This is a genomic window from Thioclava sp. SK-1 (genome assembly GCF_001705665.1).
GTDB lineage: Bacteria > Pseudomonadota > Alphaproteobacteria > Rhodobacterales > Rhodobacteraceae > Thioclava.
Window position 1 is genome coordinate 132,153 of sequence record NZ_MDHA01000042.1, and the last position, 17,070, is coordinate 149,222.

At 55.4% G+C, this 17,070-nt stretch carries 18 protein-coding genes; 6 read left to right on the forward strand and 12 right to left on the reverse strand.

Going from position 1 to position 17,070, the window contains the following annotated elements; all coding sequences use genetic code 11:
• Positions 1-6 precede the first annotated feature (6 nt).
• The 5 genes from lptC (at position 7) to BFP70_RS10100 (ending at position 3,232) form a co-directional block, all read left to right on the forward strand.
• A complete protein-coding gene (gene lptC / locus BFP70_RS10080) occupies positions 7-615 on the forward strand; it encodes an LPS export ABC transporter periplasmic protein LptC (protein ID WP_066011446.1) in 609 nt (202 codons plus the stop codon).
• Entirely contained in the window at positions 616-1,110 is a 495-nt protein-coding gene (gene lptA / locus BFP70_RS10085; RefSeq protein ID WP_369820199.1) for a lipopolysaccharide transport periplasmic protein LptA, read from the forward strand. It begins immediately after the preceding gene.
• Positions 1,107-1,874, forward strand: coding sequence for an LPS export ABC transporter ATP-binding protein (gene lptB, locus BFP70_RS10090; protein WP_066011447.1), 768 nt, complete (start codon positions 1,107-1,109; stop codon positions 1,872-1,874). Before lptA ends, lptB begins: the two co-directional genes overlap by 4 nt.
• 276 nt (positions 1,875-2,150) lie before the next feature.
• On the forward strand, positions 2,151-2,732 hold the full coding sequence (gene hpf / locus BFP70_RS10095) for a ribosome hibernation-promoting factor, HPF/YfiA family (RefSeq protein WP_066011448.1): 582 nt from the start codon (positions 2,151-2,153) through the stop codon (positions 2,730-2,732).
• Between the two features lie 38 nt (positions 2,733-2,770).
• Positions 2,771-3,232, forward strand: a complete 462-nt coding sequence (locus BFP70_RS10100) for a PTS sugar transporter subunit IIA (protein ID WP_066011449.1) — start codon at positions 2,771-2,773, stop codon at positions 3,230-3,232.
• A 61-nt stretch (positions 3,233-3,293) separates the two neighbouring features.
• Here BFP70_RS10100 and BFP70_RS10105 read toward each other — a convergent pair whose 3' ends face one another.
• The 8 genes from BFP70_RS10105 to cysQ all read right to left on the reverse strand — a co-directional run bounded on the left by BFP70_RS10105 (position 3,294) and on the right by cysQ (position 12,592).
• Entirely contained in the window at positions 3,294-4,691 is a 1,398-nt protein-coding gene (locus tag BFP70_RS10105) for a nodulation protein NodH (protein ID WP_066011450.1), read from the reverse strand.
• Positions 4,692-4,694: 3 nt separating this feature from the next.
• Positions 4,695-6,392 (reverse strand): beta-1,6-N-acetylglucosaminyltransferase, encoded by a 1,698-nt coding sequence (locus tag BFP70_RS10110; protein ID WP_066011451.1) that lies wholly within the window; start codon positions 6,390-6,392, stop codon positions 4,695-4,697.
• The gene (locus BFP70_RS10115; RefSeq protein ID WP_066011452.1) at positions 6,389-7,375 is read right to left on the reverse strand and encodes a glycosyltransferase family 2 protein; all 987 of its coding nucleotides are present in this window, start codon (positions 7,373-7,375) and stop codon (positions 6,389-6,391) included. Before BFP70_RS10115 ends, BFP70_RS10110 begins: the two co-directional genes overlap by 4 nt.
• A 242-nt stretch (positions 7,376-7,617) precedes the next feature.
• Positions 7,618-8,646 (reverse strand): glycosyltransferase family 2 protein, encoded by a 1,029-nt coding sequence (locus BFP70_RS10120; protein ID WP_066011453.1) that lies wholly within the window; start codon positions 8,644-8,646, stop codon positions 7,618-7,620.
• 9 nt (positions 8,647-8,655) lie between these two features.
• Positions 8,656-9,642 (reverse strand): UDP-glucose 4-epimerase GalE, encoded by a 987-nt coding sequence (gene galE / locus BFP70_RS10125; RefSeq protein ID WP_066011454.1) that lies wholly within the window; start codon positions 9,640-9,642, stop codon positions 8,656-8,658.
• A 3-nt stretch (positions 9,643-9,645) separates the two neighbouring features.
• Positions 9,646-10,551, reverse strand: coding sequence for a UTP--glucose-1-phosphate uridylyltransferase GalU (galU, locus tag BFP70_RS10130; protein ID WP_066011455.1), 906 nt, complete (start codon positions 10,549-10,551; stop codon positions 9,646-9,648).
• Positions 10,552-10,999: 448 nt separating this feature from the next.
• Positions 11,000-11,797, reverse strand: a complete 798-nt coding sequence (locus tag BFP70_RS10135; RefSeq protein ID WP_066011456.1) for a manno-octulosonate cytidylyltransferase — start codon at positions 11,795-11,797, stop codon at positions 11,000-11,002.
• Positions 11,798-12,592 (reverse strand): 3'(2'),5'-bisphosphate nucleotidase CysQ, encoded by a 795-nt coding sequence (gene cysQ, locus BFP70_RS10140; protein ID WP_066011476.1) that lies wholly within the window; start codon positions 12,590-12,592, stop codon positions 11,798-11,800.
• 127 nt (positions 12,593-12,719) lie between these two features.
• Between cysQ and BFP70_RS10145 the strand changes: the two genes are divergently transcribed.
• Positions 12,720-13,541, forward strand: a complete 822-nt coding sequence (locus tag BFP70_RS10145; protein ID WP_066011457.1) for an ABC transporter permease — start codon at positions 12,720-12,722, stop codon at positions 13,539-13,541.
• A gap of 3 nt (positions 13,542-13,544) precedes the next feature.
• On the opposite strand, the gene BFP70_RS10150 is transcribed toward BFP70_RS10145, so the two are convergent.
• The 4 genes from BFP70_RS10150 to BFP70_RS20700 form a co-directional block, all read right to left on the reverse strand.
• Positions 13,545-14,576, reverse strand: a complete 1,032-nt coding sequence (locus BFP70_RS10150; protein WP_255356662.1) for a LacI family DNA-binding transcriptional regulator — start codon at positions 14,574-14,576, stop codon at positions 13,545-13,547.
• A gap of 858 nt (positions 14,577-15,434) precedes the next feature.
• Positions 15,435-16,166, reverse strand: coding sequence for a hypothetical protein (locus BFP70_RS10155; RefSeq protein ID WP_066011459.1), 732 nt, complete (start codon positions 16,164-16,166; stop codon positions 15,435-15,437).
• Complete coding sequence (locus tag BFP70_RS10160) at positions 16,147-16,557, reverse strand: hypothetical protein (protein WP_066011460.1); 411 nt, start codon at positions 16,555-16,557, stop codon at positions 16,147-16,149. The genes BFP70_RS10155 and BFP70_RS10160 overlap by 20 nt, the downstream gene beginning before the upstream one ends.
• Positions 16,533-16,934 carry a TniQ family protein gene (locus BFP70_RS20700; protein WP_369820201.1) on the reverse strand — a complete coding sequence of 134 codons (402 nt, stop codon included), beginning with the start codon at positions 16,932-16,934 and terminating at the stop codon, positions 16,533-16,535. Before BFP70_RS20700 ends, BFP70_RS10160 begins: the two co-directional genes overlap by 25 nt.
• Positions 16,935-17,070: the final 136 nt, after the last annotated feature.

Genomic DNA, 17,070 nt, shown 5'->3' on the forward strand with positions numbered 1-17,070 from the left:
GGCGGCGTGGCATCTTTAGACAATCGGTATTCAATCTTTATACGATGGGCCAAATTACTGCTGCCCCTGTTCGCGCTTGTGCTTTTGTCGACCGTCTTCTTGTTCGGCCGTAAAGCGGACCCACAGGCCGCAATCCCCTATTCCGATGTGGATTTGGAAGCCCTGGCCAGCGAGCCGCGCATCAGCCAGCCCGAATATTCCGGCGTCACCCAAAGTGGTGATGCGCTTAGCGCCAAGGCCGTTGCGGCCACCCCAAATGTGGATGGCGATGGCGGCACAAGGATCGAAAAGCTGGTCGCCCAACTGGTGGGGTTGGATGGCACGACCACAAATATCTCGGCCAGTACCGGACGGTTTTCTCCGGCGGAGAATCGAATCGAGTTGAACGAAAAGGTCGCTATTCAAACCTCGGATGGATACCGGATGTTATCGGATTTCGTTGAAATGACGACCGATAGTGGGCAGGTTGTGTCGCCTGGCCCAGTGCGCGGCACGGGACCGATGGGCACAATTGATGCTGGCGCGATGGAGATCCACAGGCTGGGGCGCGGCAGCGCGCAGAACATCCTGTTCACTCAGGGCGTTAAGCTGATATATGAACCGGGAAGCGAATGAATGATGGTTGCCATGTTGCGTATTCTGACACTTGCATTGACCTTGGCATTGCCGATTCCGGCACTGGCCCAAACCGTTGCATTTGGCGGTATCAAGGGTGACAGCTCTGCCCCGGTAGAGATCACCGCCGATCAGCTTGAGGTCAACCAAGACACTGGACAGGCTACGTTTACGGGCGATGTTTTGGTGATCCAGGGCGACATGCGGTTGAATGCTTCGGTGTTGAAGGTCGATTATGGTTCTGGCGATGCGTCACAGGTGCAGACGATTACGGCCAGCGGCAGCGTGGTACTCGTCTCTCCGAGCGAGGCAGCAGAATCGGACGCAGCCGTCTATGACGTGCCCAATGGCAATCTAGTGATGACGGGAAATGTGTTGCTGACGCAGGGGCAAAATGTGATGTCCGGTCAAAAGCTTACTGTTGATATGGATACCGGAAAAGGTCAGATGGATGGCCGCGTTCGGACCATTTTACAACCCGGTGGCAGCAAATGACGGATATCACGTCAGACGGATTAAGCGTCACGTCCGGGGACGGTGGATTGCTGATCCGCGGCCTGCGCAAAAGCTATAAGAAACGTCCGATCCTGCGCGATATGTCGATGGAGCTCTCCCGCGGGGAGGTTGTTGCGCTTTTAGGGCCCAACGGGTCGGGAAAAACTACCTGTTTTTACAATATTGCGGGTTTGATTACGCCCGATGCCGGGCAGGTTATGCTGGATGGTCGGGATGTGACGGGTCTGCCGATGTATCGCCGTGCTAAGCTTGGTATCGGCTATCTGCCGCAAGAGGCGTCGATTTTTCGTGGCCTGACAGTGGAACAAAACATCATGGCTGTTTTGGAAATTGCACTGGATGATCCGCATACGCGCCGTGAACGGCTTGAAGAATTGCTGGGTGATTTTTCGATCGAACACCTGCGCGGGGCGCCAGCGCTGGCGCTGTCGGGTGGGGAACGCCGACGGTGCGAGATCGCGCGCTGTTTAGCCGCGGATCCAAAATACCTGCTGTTGGACGAACCTTTTGCTGGTGTGGATCCGATTGCCGTCGGCGAAATTCGCGGCCTTGTTGCGCAGTTAAAACAGCGTGGCATTGGCGTTTTGATCACGGACCACAATGTCCGTGAGACATTGGAAATCGTCGACCGAGCCTATATTTTGCACGATGGAAAAGTACTGATGTCGGGCAGCGCCGACGAGGTTGTGCGCGATGAAAATGTGCGCCGTGTTTACCTGGGCCAGAATTTCAAAATCCAGTAACAGATTGATTCAATAGTGTTCACCAGGCCGCGAGCCTGCTGCACTGCGGCGGATTGAATCGTTGACAGTCGCCGAAATCCGTTCCCAAATGATTATAACATGCGTGATCAAAACACCCTTTCCCGACTCCGACGCACAGCCCGTAACAGGGCAGTGAGAACCGTTGTGACAGTGGAACTTCGATCACTGCAAATGGTTGTCTCATAAAGAATTTAACTGACTCGTAACCCGAGAAAGAGCACCGTCTACGAGTCTATAAAAGAAGAGGAGAAGCCCATGCGTTATCAGATCAGTGGAAAGCAACTGGATGTTGGCGAAGCCCTGCAAACCCATGTCAAAACCGAGCTGAGCAGCACGGTGGAGAAATATATGCAGCGCCCGACAGATGCGACCGTTGTGTTTTCCAAAAGTGCGCATGAGTATTTTTGTGAATCGACGGTCCATCTTTCGACAGGTCTGACAGCCGCTGCGACCGGCCACGCGACCGAGATTTACGCAGCATTTGATGCCTGCCAAGAAAAAATGGACAAGCAGCTGCGCCGCCATAAACGCCGGCTGAAAGACCACCATAGCGGTCGCAGCAGCACCCCCATTGAATTTGAAGCCGCAGGGCTTTATGTGCTCGCCTCAGAAGAGGAAGACGAATCGACCGGAGCAGAGGGTGGTGACGCCCCAGCGATCGTGGCAGAGATGGAAACGCAGGTTCCAACGCTGTCGGTTGGTGAAGCCGTGATGCAGATGGAAATCTCGCATAAAAAGCTTCTTGTCTTCCGCAATGAGAAACATGGCGGGGTGAATGTGGTGTATCACCGTGACGATGGCAACGTCGGCTGGATCGACCCGCGCAACAGTAAATAAGCGTTTGTCCTACGGGAGCAGGCGCGGAAAAAGGACAGATGGATTTATCCAACTTGCTTAGGCCGGATGCGGTCAAAACGCTGGCTAAGGTAACAAGCAAGAAGCGCCTGTTTCAGGACCTCGCGGATGTCGCCGCGCAGGCCTATGGGCTTGATGCGCCAACAACTGTTGATGCGTTGCAGGAACGTGAAAGCCTTGGCCCGACTGGTGTGGGCCATGGCGTTGCGCTGCCACATGCGCGGTTACATGGGTTGGACCGTGTGATCGGGCTGTTCTTACGGCTGGAAAAACCGCTGGATTTCGATTCTGTGGATCGTCAGCCAGTGGATCTGGTCTTTGCGCTTCTGGCGCCGAAATCATCAGGTGTCGAACATCTGAAGGCACTGGCGCTGGTGTCGCGCACGATGCGTGATGCGGAAACCTGCAAAAAACTGCGGGCAAACACAGACCCTTTGGCCCTGCATGGGGTTTTGACCGCAGGTCAGGGGCTTGCCGCGTAAGGCGTAACCCACCGTCGTGCATATGGTTTTACAAGCCGGGCTTCTGCCCGGTTTTGGCGTTTCATGCGCGCCACTGCGAGAAACCGAATTGCATATAATCGCGCTGATAGGCATCGCGTGCAGCCTCTTCCAGCTGCGGCGACCAAATGTCGTGCAGGGGGATCGGCCCGCTGTCCGCCGTGACATCACTAAACATTGGGGCAGTTACCCCGGCGCAAGACGCGATATAGCCCAGATCATCTGACAGACGCTCCTCTCGGATCAGCATATCCGGTGCGGCGATTTGCGAAAATGCATGCAGCATCGTGGATTGGCTAGCCCAAAGGTGATTTACCGGCAGGCTGGTCTGAGCGTTCAGATTGGCTTTCAGCCATAAGATGAATGCGTGCAACGCATCGGCGTAATCCGCCGGGCTGCAATGTGCCAGCTCGGGCAAGGTCAGCTTATAGCCGTTGCGTAAAATCCGCCGTGTCTCGTCAAATTGCGGCCAGTCCAGCAGTGCGATAAAGGCCAGATGTGCGCGCATCAGTGGATGACGAATGACGGTAAAACTGCGATGGCCTTTGTGCTGTCGCTTCCACTGCCGCAAGGTCTTTTGCGAATAATTCTCAGTCAGCTCTCCGATCTGCTCCAACCAGGTGCGGATCGGCTGATCCAAGGCGGGGCGCAGCGGCATATATAGCAGCCCCGCCCCCCCTTGCGAGGCACCAATGAAGCCGGGGACATTCGGCCCCCGGCGGGGTTCAAAATTCGGCGTGCGTGACAGGTTAAACCGATCCATACGGGCCAACGATGCTTCCATCTGCGCGAAATTCGTCACCTTCGCGCTTAGCGGTTCAGGGTTTTGTACCACAAGGCTGCTGGGCAAGGCATCAGGCCCGTCTTCGACCCCCAGCCATTTGGCCAACCCGTTCAACACGTCAATATTCTGCGCGTCTTCATAATCGATATAGAAGGCTGTCTGGGCCGACACCTGCAGCGCATTCATCAGCATGATCTGGAAATCTTGCAGCTCTGTCAGGTGATCTTCAAATTCAGAGGCCTGAAATTCTGCCTGCGCAATACGCCGGCTGCTGGCATCGCCTAACTTCCATTGATTGGTGGAGCGGGCGATTTTCAGGCTGACATAGCTTTCAATTGGATTACGCGTCAAAATGATCTTGGCGCATTTGGGGTCCTTTAACATCAAAGCTAAGACGCGCGGATCATGTTCGTGAAAATATCGGCAGCCGTTCAGACCGGGCGCTTTGCGGATTGCTTTCCATAGCGTGGTCGGATCGGCATCGCGTTCGGACAATGTGATCCCCAAAAGCTCTGTCCGGTTGGGATAGCCGATCAGCGCGGGGTTGAATGCTTCGCCGTGACAGGTCACGCCGGGCAGCGCATTAATTGCCGCTTCCAGCAAATTTGATCCGGTGCGCATCTCTGCGAAAATCACAAAGCTTTCAAAATGAGGCATTGATTATTTTACCAAGTAAGGGCGCCCGCGGCGCGAAGAATAGGGTTTCAGCTCTCCTGTGGTGGGGAAGTCCCCCATCAGCTGTGGCTGCATGCCTTGGTTTTTAAGGTTTTGCAGGAATTGCCCAAATCCTTCCAGCGGAACCATTTGCGGTGCTTCGGTCAGGCGCCGTGCCGAACGCGGGCTGATTTCATCCACAATGGTCTGCAAAGGCTCCATCGGGTTTTCAACGAAATCGGCCAGAGACCAGATGCGGACACGGGCCTTCACATACATGGATTGCAAGATATCCAGATGCGCCAGCTCCAGCTTTTGCAGCCGCGCTGCCTCTTTTCGGATCACCGAGAAATTATCAGAAGAATTGAACAGCGGGATCGCCCATGCGCCAGAGATCACCGAAATCTGTGCATTTGGATCGGTTGCGGTGAACCAGTTGATATCTTGCGTGTCGCGCGGGCTGGACATGAAACACTGCCGCTCCCCACGAGAGTTCCAGATAACGCTGGTCAGAAAGGCGCGGGCATCATAATCGCGCAGGGCGGCAGAATCGGTCAAGCAGCCGTTAAACACGGCCTCACCGCCTGAAAACGCCACGCGTTCGGGACCAAACAGATGCCCATGCACGCGTGCGCCGACATATTTTGAAAGCCATCCTTCAAAATTCTCGAACAGATCGGTGAAGCCCTGAAAAATGGAAAATGGCGAAGATGTTTTGCCATTCTCATGATCCCTGACCGGAAAGCGCGACTGCATATATAAGCCCGGCCGGCCCTTGTTGCGCCGGGCGACCGCTTTGGAAAACAACCGATCGATTTTTTGTGGATTGGGTTCTGCGATCGTAGGCGCCGTGTCGCGCGCGCGTAGAAAGGTTGCATACAGCCGGTCGGCCTTGGGCCAGATTTTTCGGGCGATGAAACAATCAGAACGGCGTAGAAGTTGCAAATGATCATCGTAAAACGTGTGTGGTTTGCCCTGAAAATCAAATTTCGACAGCGTCAAAGACCGGCTTTCGATCTTGGTGGAATAGAGCCGCGCGAGCGTCTGAAAATAGCTTTCATCAGGGATCCAGACTTTGCGGAAATAGGAATCGTAAACTTTGCGTTCCGGCTCTTCTAAAATGGCGGTCAGGGTTTGTCGGGTCAGGCACCACCATTGGCTGCCCATATGCGGGATAAGCCCGGGTGGAATGCGCCGGCTAAACCCCACGGTGCGCTGCAAACGGACGTATTTGTCAAACAATTTGCGATGTTTGCGCCATGAAAAAGGAAAGCGCAGGGTGAAGCGTTCCATATCCAGCCCGCCCTGGGTCCAGCCGACCTCAGATGTGGTGACGCTTTCGATAAAATCGGTCCAAGGGTGCTGCGCCAAATAGGCCTGAAGCTCTTCGACCGGGCGTAGCGGGAGGCACGAGCCAGATGTCAGGCAGACGTGGTTTGCGTCCGGGTGCTTTTCCAACATCATTTCAGCCGCCGCCTGACTGGCCGCAACCAGGGACCATGTGCCCCATTCGCAGGTGAACCGGGCCGAAAAGGACACATTGTCCAAATCAGACAAGCTGGCCGTCAGATCGGCGTAATCATCGGCATGGACGCGTTTATCGACATGGATCACCACCGGGGCGCCCGATGTCGCCCAATAGCGCGCCACCTGAGCCGCACGATGTAACGCCGTGTGGCACATCATGATGAAGCCTATGCTCATGCCCAATTCCCCTTGGACATCAGGCCTAAAATCTCCAACTGACGCCAGTTGATGTATTTCTCAGACCATTTGCACCACAGATCGCTTTGCTGCGACAGCGTGTCTGAATAGGCGCGGTATTCGCGAGAACCAGCGAAATGCTGTTTGCGTTTCAATTCCTCTGCGACCTTTGCGCTTAGCGGTGATAAAAATTTGGCATGCAGCAGGCAGCCCGATGCCCGCTCCCCGCCCCATTCATCATAGACCATGTTCAGCCCACGCGGCAGCGCCATATGGGTGGACGACACATAGGCATAGCTGCGATCCCAGCGGATTAGTGGCACCTTGTTTAAAGATGGTGCTTTTCCCGGTGCATCCGAAAAGAAATTCCGGGCACGCGGGCCACCCTGTATCCACAGATTTTGAAACTGCGGATTTTTAGAAATCACATAATTCCCGCTGTCAAACCAACAGGCAATATCAAAGGGGTTTTGCCCTTCGTGATATGGCTCTGCATCAATTGGGCCTTTGGGATACATATCCAGCAACATCGCCGGGAAGGCACGAATGCCATAGGTATCCATCCAATCTGTCAGCGCCTCAATCGGGCGGGTATCGCAAAACGGATAGACGAAGAATTCATCCGGGTCGACCGTCAGGCACCAATGCCCTGTGCCATACCGGCGCAGCAGATGGTTCATCCAATCCATACCGAAACGCGCGCGTTTATAGCTTGCATCGGTTGCCCAAAGCGAGACATCGGGCTGCCGTTTCAGATAATCCACAGACCCATCATCAGAGCCATTATCGACGAAAATGAAATGGTGCACGCCCATTTCGCGGTAATAGCGCAGAAAGAACGGCAACCGGACGCGTTCATTGCGCAGGGTCACAAATGCCAAAATATCGGATTTCTTGATAACCTGAGTGCGGTCCATAATGCATCGCAGCTCGCTCCGTTTACGAAACGCGCGGATTAACAGTCGCTTACGGTGCAGTCGCATGCGATATGTTTGGCGAATGCTCACTCCTGCCCTCTCTTGGCGGGGTCGGTCATCAGGGTCGAGGATGTTTCTCTCATCTCTTGGTTAAGACGATATTGATACACACTGTCCACGACTGAATAACAATCTATCAGATTTTTTTGCCTGTCTTTGTTTTTTTGCCATGCGCGTGATCGGCACATTGGATTTTCTAACCTGATCCTAACGGGTTGGGGCGCGCCATGTAAATGGCTTGGGCTGTTTCAGTGCCAATCGCCGCGCCGCATCAGCCCGGCTTCCAACAGTGAATTTGGCCCCTTATAGCGGCAGCTCCCCTCATATCGTAGGTCCGGATCCGCGGCGACACGATCATAATAGCTGTCATAAACGTCGCGATGTGTGAAATGCTCACCGCGGTGTTTCTCATGCCGCGCACGCTCAATCGCGCCATCCAGAAATTTGGAATGCAGCAAAACCCCGGTCGGCGTGGTGCGGCGGGCATCAAAGCCTGTGTTCAATACCGCTGGCAGCGCGATATGCATCGAACTGACATAGGCATAGCGCCAATGCCAGCGGATCAGCGGCGTCTTATGCAGATGCGGCGCCAGATCGGGCGTATCCGCAAAGAAGCTGCGCTTGCGCGGCCCCCCCCGGATAGAGATATTGTGAAACCTGCTTTGATATTCCCAACTATATCCCCAGCCATCGAAATTGGGCAGGCTATCTGCGGGACTTTGACCTGCTGCGGTGTGTGCGGTCGATAGGGGGCCGTCTGGATACATGTCCAGCATCATCGCGGGCATCATTGGGACGTTGCGCGCGTCTAACCATCGGGTCAACTGCGGTAAGGGCCGCGTGTCGCAATCCGGATAGACCAGCAATTCATCTGCATCGACGGTTACGCACCAATGGCCAGAGCCGTGGCGCATCAACATATGGTTCAGCCAATCCATGCCAAACCGCGCCTCGCGGTAGCTGGCCTGCGTAGTCCATAATGACACATCAGCCTGCCCGCGCAGAAAGGACAGCATGTCGGGGTCACTGTCATTGGCCACGATTAGGAAATGCGCCACCCCAAGCGCGCGGTAATGCGCCAGAAAGGATGGCAGGCGCGGCAGTTCGTTGCGCATTGTTGCAAACAACAAGATATCTTTGGCTGATAGCTCAGCACTGCGATCTGTGTCGACGTGCAAATCGCGTTTGCATCGCATCGCCCGCCACAGCAATTTCCGGCGTTTCAGGCGCAACCGATAGGCTGCGCCTGCATTTGACAGGGCTTGAGACCAGCGCATCCGTGGCGATCATGCCTTGTAATCAGGGGCCTGATGCCAGCGCCACGCGTCGGCAATCATCGTGCTCAACTCTGCACGTTTGGGTTGCCATCCAAGAAGCTCTTTGGCTTTGACAGACCCTGACACCAGCACAGCGGCATCACCAGCGCGGCGTTCGCCTTCGATAATCGGCACCTCGCGATTGGTGACGGAATTGGATTGCGAAATGACCTCACGCACGGAGAACCCATTGCCTGTGCCCAAACAGAACACATCGGAGGGTTTGTCATCCAACAGCCAGTTTAACCCCAGAACATGCGCATCGACCAGATCCGAGACATGCACATAATCACGCACACAGGTGCCGTCTTCAGTATCATAATCCGATCCAAATACCGTCAGGGCAGCGCGTTTTCCCGCGATGGCATCCAGCATCAGCGGGATCAAATGCGTCTCTGGCACATGCTGTTCGCCAATTTCACCATCAGGATCGGCGCCCGCAACGTTGAAATAACGGAAGATAACCGATTTCAAACCGTGGCTTGCGCCAAAATCGCGTAACATGTCTTCAATCGCGCGTTTGGACCCGCCATAGGCGTTGATCGGGCGCTGCTGCGTCATTTCATCCAGCACAACGCCATCCTGATCGCCATATGTCGCACATGTCGAGGAAAACACGAATTTATCGCAACCTGCATCATTTGCAGCTTCGATCAAATTCAGCGCTGCCATGACATTGGTGCGCCAGTATTTTGAGGGGTTTGTCATCGACTCCCCCACCAACGACAGGGCGGCGAAATGCATCACTGCGATGGGTTTATACTGGGCGAAAACCTCATCCAGGCGCGCACGGTCCAGCAGATCACCTTCGGCCAGTGGGCCGAATTTAACGGCCTCTCGCCAGCCGGTATTGAAATTGTCAAAGCAGACAGGGATAAACCCTGCCTGCTTCAATGCCTTACAGGCATGGGCACCAACATAGCCGGCGCCACCTGTCACCAAAACATGCTTTGTCATGCGTTATTCGGCAGCACTTTGCATGCCGATGGCATCGGCAAGATATTCTGCGAACTCGTCGCGCAGATCGTCACGCGCCAGACCAAAGGCGACAGTGGCCTGCAAGAAGCCTGCCTTGGTGCCGCAATCATAGCGTTGCCCCTTAAAGCGGAAGCCATAGACCGGATTGCCAGCATCAATCTCCTGCGCGATGGAATCTGTCAGCTGGTATTCGCCGCCCGCGCCGGTGGTTTTCGACGCGATGGCATCATCAATATGCTTCAAGATTTCCGGTGTCAGAATATAACGGCCGATCACCGCCAGATTCGATGGTGCTTCCTCGGCCGGGGGCTTCTCAACCATACCTTTGACCTTGACGGTGTTTGGTGTGACCGGCTCGCAATCCAGAACGCCATATGCCGAGATCTTCGAAGACGGCACTTCCATCGCTGCAACATAGTTGCCCGGGTTTTCTTCATAGGCTTCGATCATCTGCGCCAAGCAGGGCTTATCCGCAGCGATTACGTCATCGGTCAAGATAACGGCAAAGGGTTCATCGCCAATCATCCGACGCGCACACCAAACGGCATGGCCCAAGCCAAGGGCTTTGCGCTGGCGCACATAGGCGATCGCGCCAGATGGCATGTTGGTTTTTTCCAGCTCTTCCAAGATGGCAGTCTTTTTCTTCGCTTTCAGCGAAGCTTCGAGTTCCGGCGCATCATCAAAGTAATCTTCCAGCGCCGCTTTCCCGCGAGATGTCACAAAAATAAATTCGGTAATACCGGCCGCACGCGCTTCATCAATCGCATATTGGATCAGCGGCCGATCAACGAGAGTCAAAATCTCTTTCGGAATAGATTTGGTTGCGGGCAAGAAGCGGGTTCCAAGACCAGCAACGGGGAAGACCGCTTTCGTGACCTTACGTGTCATTCAGGCACCTTTAAGTTTTGGAGCGCCATGCGCTCGATTTATTCATCAAGTGTAAGTCTGAAAGGCTGCAATACTCAAGCGCGAGTGCACAACCTTATTTGCATTAAACGCACGAAACGCTATTTTGTTCACCGCTCTGTGACAAATGGCGCGTTCCCGCTCAGAGTGATAAAATATCGGCAACAAATGCCGCCGATGATACGTCTGGCTTGGTTGAAACAGCAAAGATCCAGAGAATCGCTGACTGGGTGCGTTTCAAGGTGGGCCATGAATCGTAGGGCGGTTTTTTTCGTTATAACAGGGGCTTGGCGAAAGGGTGCGCAATCGGAGGGAATCACCGTGATTTGGTGGGACTGACCGGCGGAAAATGAATTGCGTAAAAAGTAGGCAATCATGGAATCGGATGCAATATCGCGTTACATCCGATTCTGTTTTTATTTTGCGCTGATCAATCCAGCGCCATTTGCGCCATCATGGTTTCGATCCGTTCGACGTCAGACGGGTTGTTCAGCTCCCAGAACTGGCGGCCGCGCGCCTCGACTTCGACGCATAGGACGGAATGCTGGTTTTCCAAAAAGCGCAACTGTTCCAACCCTTCCAATGTCTCCAGTGGACCTGTCGCCCAGTCTGGATATTGCGCCAGGGACGCTGCACGATAGGCATAGGCGCCCACATGATGGAACACAGGCGTTGGAGCCTCCGGCGCATAGCTGTCGGCTGTGAAGGGCACCACTTCTTTTGAAAAATACAGCGCTTGATTTTGGGCACCGAATACGGCGGTGGTGCCGCCAACGCGCCCGTTGCGACGATCTTCTTTCAATGCGTCCAGCATCGCACCTTCACAGCGCAATACCGGGGTCGCCAGGTCCGCATCAGACCCTTTGATACCGTCTATCAAGGCCTCAATGAACCATGGCGGTGTCAGCGGCGCGTCACCTTGAAGATTGACGATATAGTCAAAGCCGCCCCCCAGAATTCGATGCGCCTGCGCACAACGTTCTGTTCCGTTCGCGCAGGCCTCAGAGGTCATTACAACCTCTGCACCGAAGGCTTCGCAGGCGGTGCGGATCCGGTCATCATCCGTGGCCACGACAACGCGCAGATCCCCTTTGACCTGCATCGCTGCGTCCCAGCTGCGCTCGATCAATGTCTTTTTGACCCCGCTGGCCCCGGTCAGTTCGACCAGGGGCTTACCGGGATAGCGGGTGGACGCATAGCGCGCCGGTATAACGATCAAAATCGACATTTACTTGGCCAATAGAACGCCGGGGGCGTATGCGATGAAGAAGGGATTGCGGAAATCGGCTTTGCCATAGGTGAACGGTTTGTGATCGTCAAAGAAGACCAGCTCCCCACCCGCGCCACGCAATACTGCATCACCTGCTGCAGTGTCCCATTCCATGGTCGGGCCAAGGCGTGGGTAAATATCCGCCTCACCCGTCGCGACCAGACAGAATTTCAACGATGACCCGGCCGAGGTCATGTCTTTCACCCCATATTTCGCAATGTAATCATCGGTGGCCTGATCACGGTGGGATTTCGACGCCACGACCATCAAAGCGCGATTGTCCGGGGTGGAAACTGCTATCGGTGAGATGTCACCGACTGTATCTTTGTCGAATGGGCCTTTTTCTTCGACCGAGCGGCCATCGGCCAACGTATAGAACAAGCGCCCAATGGCAGGTGCGTAAACCACACCCGCCTTGGGCGTGCCTGCCTCAACATAGGCAATGTTTACGGTGAATTCGCCGCGACGGTTGATGAATTCCTTTGTGCCATCCAGCGGATCGACGATCAGGAAGGACGATGCCTCAAGGCTGTGGCTGTCCGATTGCTCTTCTGTCACTAGGGCGACATCGGGGAAATGCGCCTTGAGCCCAGCTGAAATAAGCGCATCTGCCGCCTCATCCGCGGCGGTCACGGGACTATCGTCGGATTTCGATTTTACCTCAAAATCAGGACCGTCATAAATCTCCATGATCTTGTCGCCGGCTTCGAGAGCCAGTTTACGCATCACAGGCACGAGTTTTTCGAAATCCATCATCTCTCCATTTTCGGCCCGAATTTGGCCCGATTGCTGTGCGATTATTGTTTCTTTATGATAGGCCATCAAGAGAACAGCAAGGTTTCGAGGGTAGTCTTTCGGACAGGGCCGGATTGGCAGGATAATGTTTAGAGCGGAACGCAGCAATTCTACACTCGGTTCGGGGTTCAGCCTACTAGAGCTGATCTACCATTCAACCGTCCGAAATATCCGCCGAACCCATGGCAATGCGGTGATCGGTCTGTTGCTAAATATCGTTCAGACCCTGATGTTGGTTCTGACATTTTACGTCATGTTTTCGGTCTTGGGGCTGCGTGGAAACACCGTGCGCGGTGATTTCTTGCTGTATATCATGACGGGCGTGTTCTTGTTCCTGACACATAACAAAGCCATGAGTGCGGTATTCGGGGCCGAAGGCCCGTCCTCGCCAATGATGAAACACGCCCCCATGACGACGGCGGTCTCTATTGCCTCTGCCGCGCTGGGCGCGTTGTATATTCAGGTTTTGTCGATGGTTGTGGTTCTGTATATCTACCACGCTGCCTTCGTGCCTATTGTCATCTATAATTGGGTCGGCGCGATGGGCATGGTGTTGCTTAGCTGGTTCACCGGGGTCGCGATTGGCCTTGTTTTCCTGGCGGCCAAGCCTTGGGCGCCCGATGTCGTGGGGGTGCTGCAGCAGATCTACTCCCGCTCTAACATGATCTCATCGGGCAAAATGTTTTTGGCGAATAACCTGCCTCATAAAATGCTGATGATGTTCAGCTGGAACCCGTTATTTCACACGATTGATCAGGCGCGCGGTTTCGCTTTTATCAATTACAACCCGCATTATTCTTCATGGCAATATCCGCTATATGTTGGCTTGGCGCTGTTGGCCATTGGCCTGATGGGCGAATTTTATACCCGCCAATATGCCTCTGCCAGCTGGAGCGCCAAGCGTTAATCCTCAGGATTTGCGGATCGTATCGCCCGGTTCCAACCGTGGTTCTAATTCCACCAATTCCCCGCCAATCACGCCACTATGCGGGCGTCCAGCGATGATTTCCGCAGCTTTAATGCCGATTTCGCGTCGGCAGGCATCCATCGTCGCCAGTTTGATCGGCAGTCCATCCAGCAAAGGCAGGCCATTAAATCCGGCCAAGCCGATTTGGCCAGGCACGTCGATCCCCTTATCAAGGCAATGCAACAGCCCCCCTGACCCGATCATGTCATTGGAATAATACAAGAAATCCAGATCTGGACTGCGCGCCAGAATAGTCTCTGTCATCTCTCGCCCTTTCGCCAGGGCAGAGCCGCCCGCGTAGTATTCTTCATCGGCAATGGTTAGCCCTGCTTCGGCCAGGCCCGCACGGAATCCCGCCAGACGTTTGCGCGCACGGTGGTCATCGGGCATTTTCGTGCCAAGGAAGCCGATTTTGCGATACCCGGCGCGCAAGATGGCCTCTGCCATATGGCGCCCAGCACGTTGATGGGAAATGCCAACAACAGAATCGATTCCTGCCCCGTCGACATCCATGATCTCTACAATCGGGATGGCAGAGTTTTCCAACATTGCCCGTGCCGCATCTGTATGTTCCAGACCCGCAATGATGACGCCGGTAGGACGCCAGGACAGCATTTCATACAGAACGGTTTCTTCTTTTTCAGGGGAGTAATCGGTGACCCCGACCACAGGCTGAAGCCCAGTCTCCTCTAGCCCTGCGGAAATTCCGGCAAGCACCTCTGGAAAAACAAGGTTCCCAAAGGATGGTATGATGACCCCCACAAGGTTCACGCGCTGTGACGCAAGCGCACCTGCAATCTTGTTGGGCACATAGCCTAATGTTTTGGCGGCCTCCAGCACACGTTCTCGGGTGGTTGCGGACACATCGCCGCGATTTCGCAGCACCCGGCTGACGGTCATTTCGGAAACTCCGGATGCCTCTGAGACATCTCGTAGGGTCAACGGGCGGCGTGGTGGCACGGTTGGTTGGGTCACGAAGGTCATCCTTGATCAATATTCTAGTGTTAGCGCCAAATATTTCCCTTGCACAAGAGCGCTCTCCGATTTATGTTAGCGGTAACAGTTGAGGCGCTCGCGTTTCGATTGCCATATTGATCCGCCAGGCGTGTAGACTCCGATCGCCTGGCCGGGTCACCAAAAGGGGAAGCGGTGGGCCAAAGCGCTTCCCCTTTTACATTATATTTCCGATAAACAGCGGCCCGTTCCATGTCATTGCTAACGTGTTGTGATCTTGCCTGTCGTAGGTAAGGTGGATACAGTGCGAATTGAAAATGATGTCTGCGTAGCTCAGCTGGATAGAGCACAGGATTCCTAAAGATAAATTGGGCGTCACGTTTGGAAACTGCGTGACGGATCTGCTCAAATTCGGGGAACGCTACGGTGCGTCACGCACCTTGCCAATCCCGAGCCAAGCCCCGCATGGGGAAGGTGTAGAGACTGGACGGGCAGCACCTAAGGGCTTTGGCCAATGGTGAAGGGACAGTCCAGACCACGAACGCCAAATGGCGGCGGCGAAAGCCGAAGTGGTATGAATCCTGGGGCCGTGGGTTCGAATCCCGCCGTGGACACCATTCTCATCCCTCATTGTCCAGTCCGGTGTGAATTTGGGTTTATCCGGCCCAAGTTTGGGATTTGTCCGGGGAAGACCTGGGATTGAGCCTCTGGAACCTACCGGAACATGCTCTCCCGACCCTATCAAGCTTCGAAACTGCGGGAAGAAAAACTGGCGCACTGTCCGTGCGACGGAACCGTTTCCTTTTGATCCCTCGCACAAGAAAAAGCCCCATGCTGAGGTCAGCACGGGGCTTTGATATTTCTGAGTTTTGCGAACAGTCAGTCTGAGGCCGGGTCCATCTCCTCACGCGCCTCCGCGATGAGTTTGAGAAGCGCGTCGGCGGGGTAGAATGGCAGATCACCCAACTCCGGCGCGAAGCCCAGGCCCCGTGACCGCGCGAGATCACGTATCTCGGTGCCGGTCAACCCGGTTTGCCGCGCCGCGACCTTCACCGATATGTACCTGGTCTGGAAACTTTGGAGCGCATCCCACGGGATAAGATGCCGACGTGGATTCACGGAGTTGACCGGGAGGGAGTAGCTCGGGAGGCAGCCGGTGTAACGCAATTTCCGGATCGAAGCCTCGTTGACGCCCAGTGCGAGTTGCGCCTCTATCAGGGTCAGATCACGCACGTTCGACTGCTCCAGAGCCTGAGCCAGATCAGTCGGGTCCATGCGCAGGCCGAGGACTCCGGCTTCACGACACGTCAGAACGGCAAAAGTCAGGCGACGCTCGCTTAACAGCCGGGTGACATGGTGCAGAATGCAGTCCGCCGCGGCGATCGCCTCTATGATCCGCTGCCCATCAGGGCTTCCCGCGCTGACCGGCAGTTCGTCGAGGGCGACCGCGAGCGCCTGCACCTCGTCGCGATCATAGTGCTGCTTGCGGTACGCGCGGGTCTCGATACGCGGCAGGCCACCAAGCGCCGCGAAGCGGAGAAACTCCGGGAGCGTCACCCCAAGGCACAGTGCGGCCTCCGTCGCCTTAAGACTACGCGCCACCCTGATCACGGCTAAGGCCTTGCATCACCTTACGGAACTGCCGCCTCTCCTCGGGATCTGCGGATTGCAGGCACCACGCGTGCAGCCAAGACTGCGAGAGACGCATCTTCTGGCCGCCGAGCGCCTTGTCGATGGCGGTCTGGACGGTGTCGCAACCTGCCACCGTGAGGGCGTAGCCCTCGTCGATAAGCTCGCGTTGCTCCGGGAGGTCCAGATCGACGAGGGAACGCGCTCCTAGCTGGACCATGGCGCCGAGACCGAGACACCAACGCTCCAGCACATCGACCTGCGCGTCGGGTTGCCAAGCCCAGGCGTCCGTCCCGTCGAACTGCGCCAACACGGCTTTTTCGAACCGTGAGGGACGTTGCTCGACAATCAGATCTTCGAGATTTTCAGCCACCTGGTCTCCAGCCGACAGCGCGTCGGGGCGTCATAGCAGGTCGTGTAATCGGCGTAGGGGAGCGGGACCAGGGCGACGCCGTGAAGGGCACGGGTCGAGAGAACCCGTGGCAACCAGACGGCCCGAAGCGGTAGGAATGCCGTATCCATTTGATGATCTCGCCCCTGCTCCAGCCAGCAGCGCGGACAGATCGCAAGGTCATCCTTGCGGATGGTGCGGCTGAGAAAGCGCTGTCCGAGGAGATCGGTGTACTTCCGGTCGACCTGATGCGGCGACTGGTGGCGGAGCGCCGTGGCGTCAGCGGCGGTCAGTGCCGCGAGGCGCTCGATCTGGTCGAAATCGCCGGTGTGAATCGCCCCGAGTTTGTCGGAGACCATCAACTTAAGTAAGGATGATGGTTATGACAAAAAGCAAAATGGCAAATCGCTACTCGCCAGAAGTTCGCGCGCGGGCGGTCCGGATGGTGTTTGAACATCAAGGTTCATATGAAACGCAAGCGGGCGCGATAGCGGC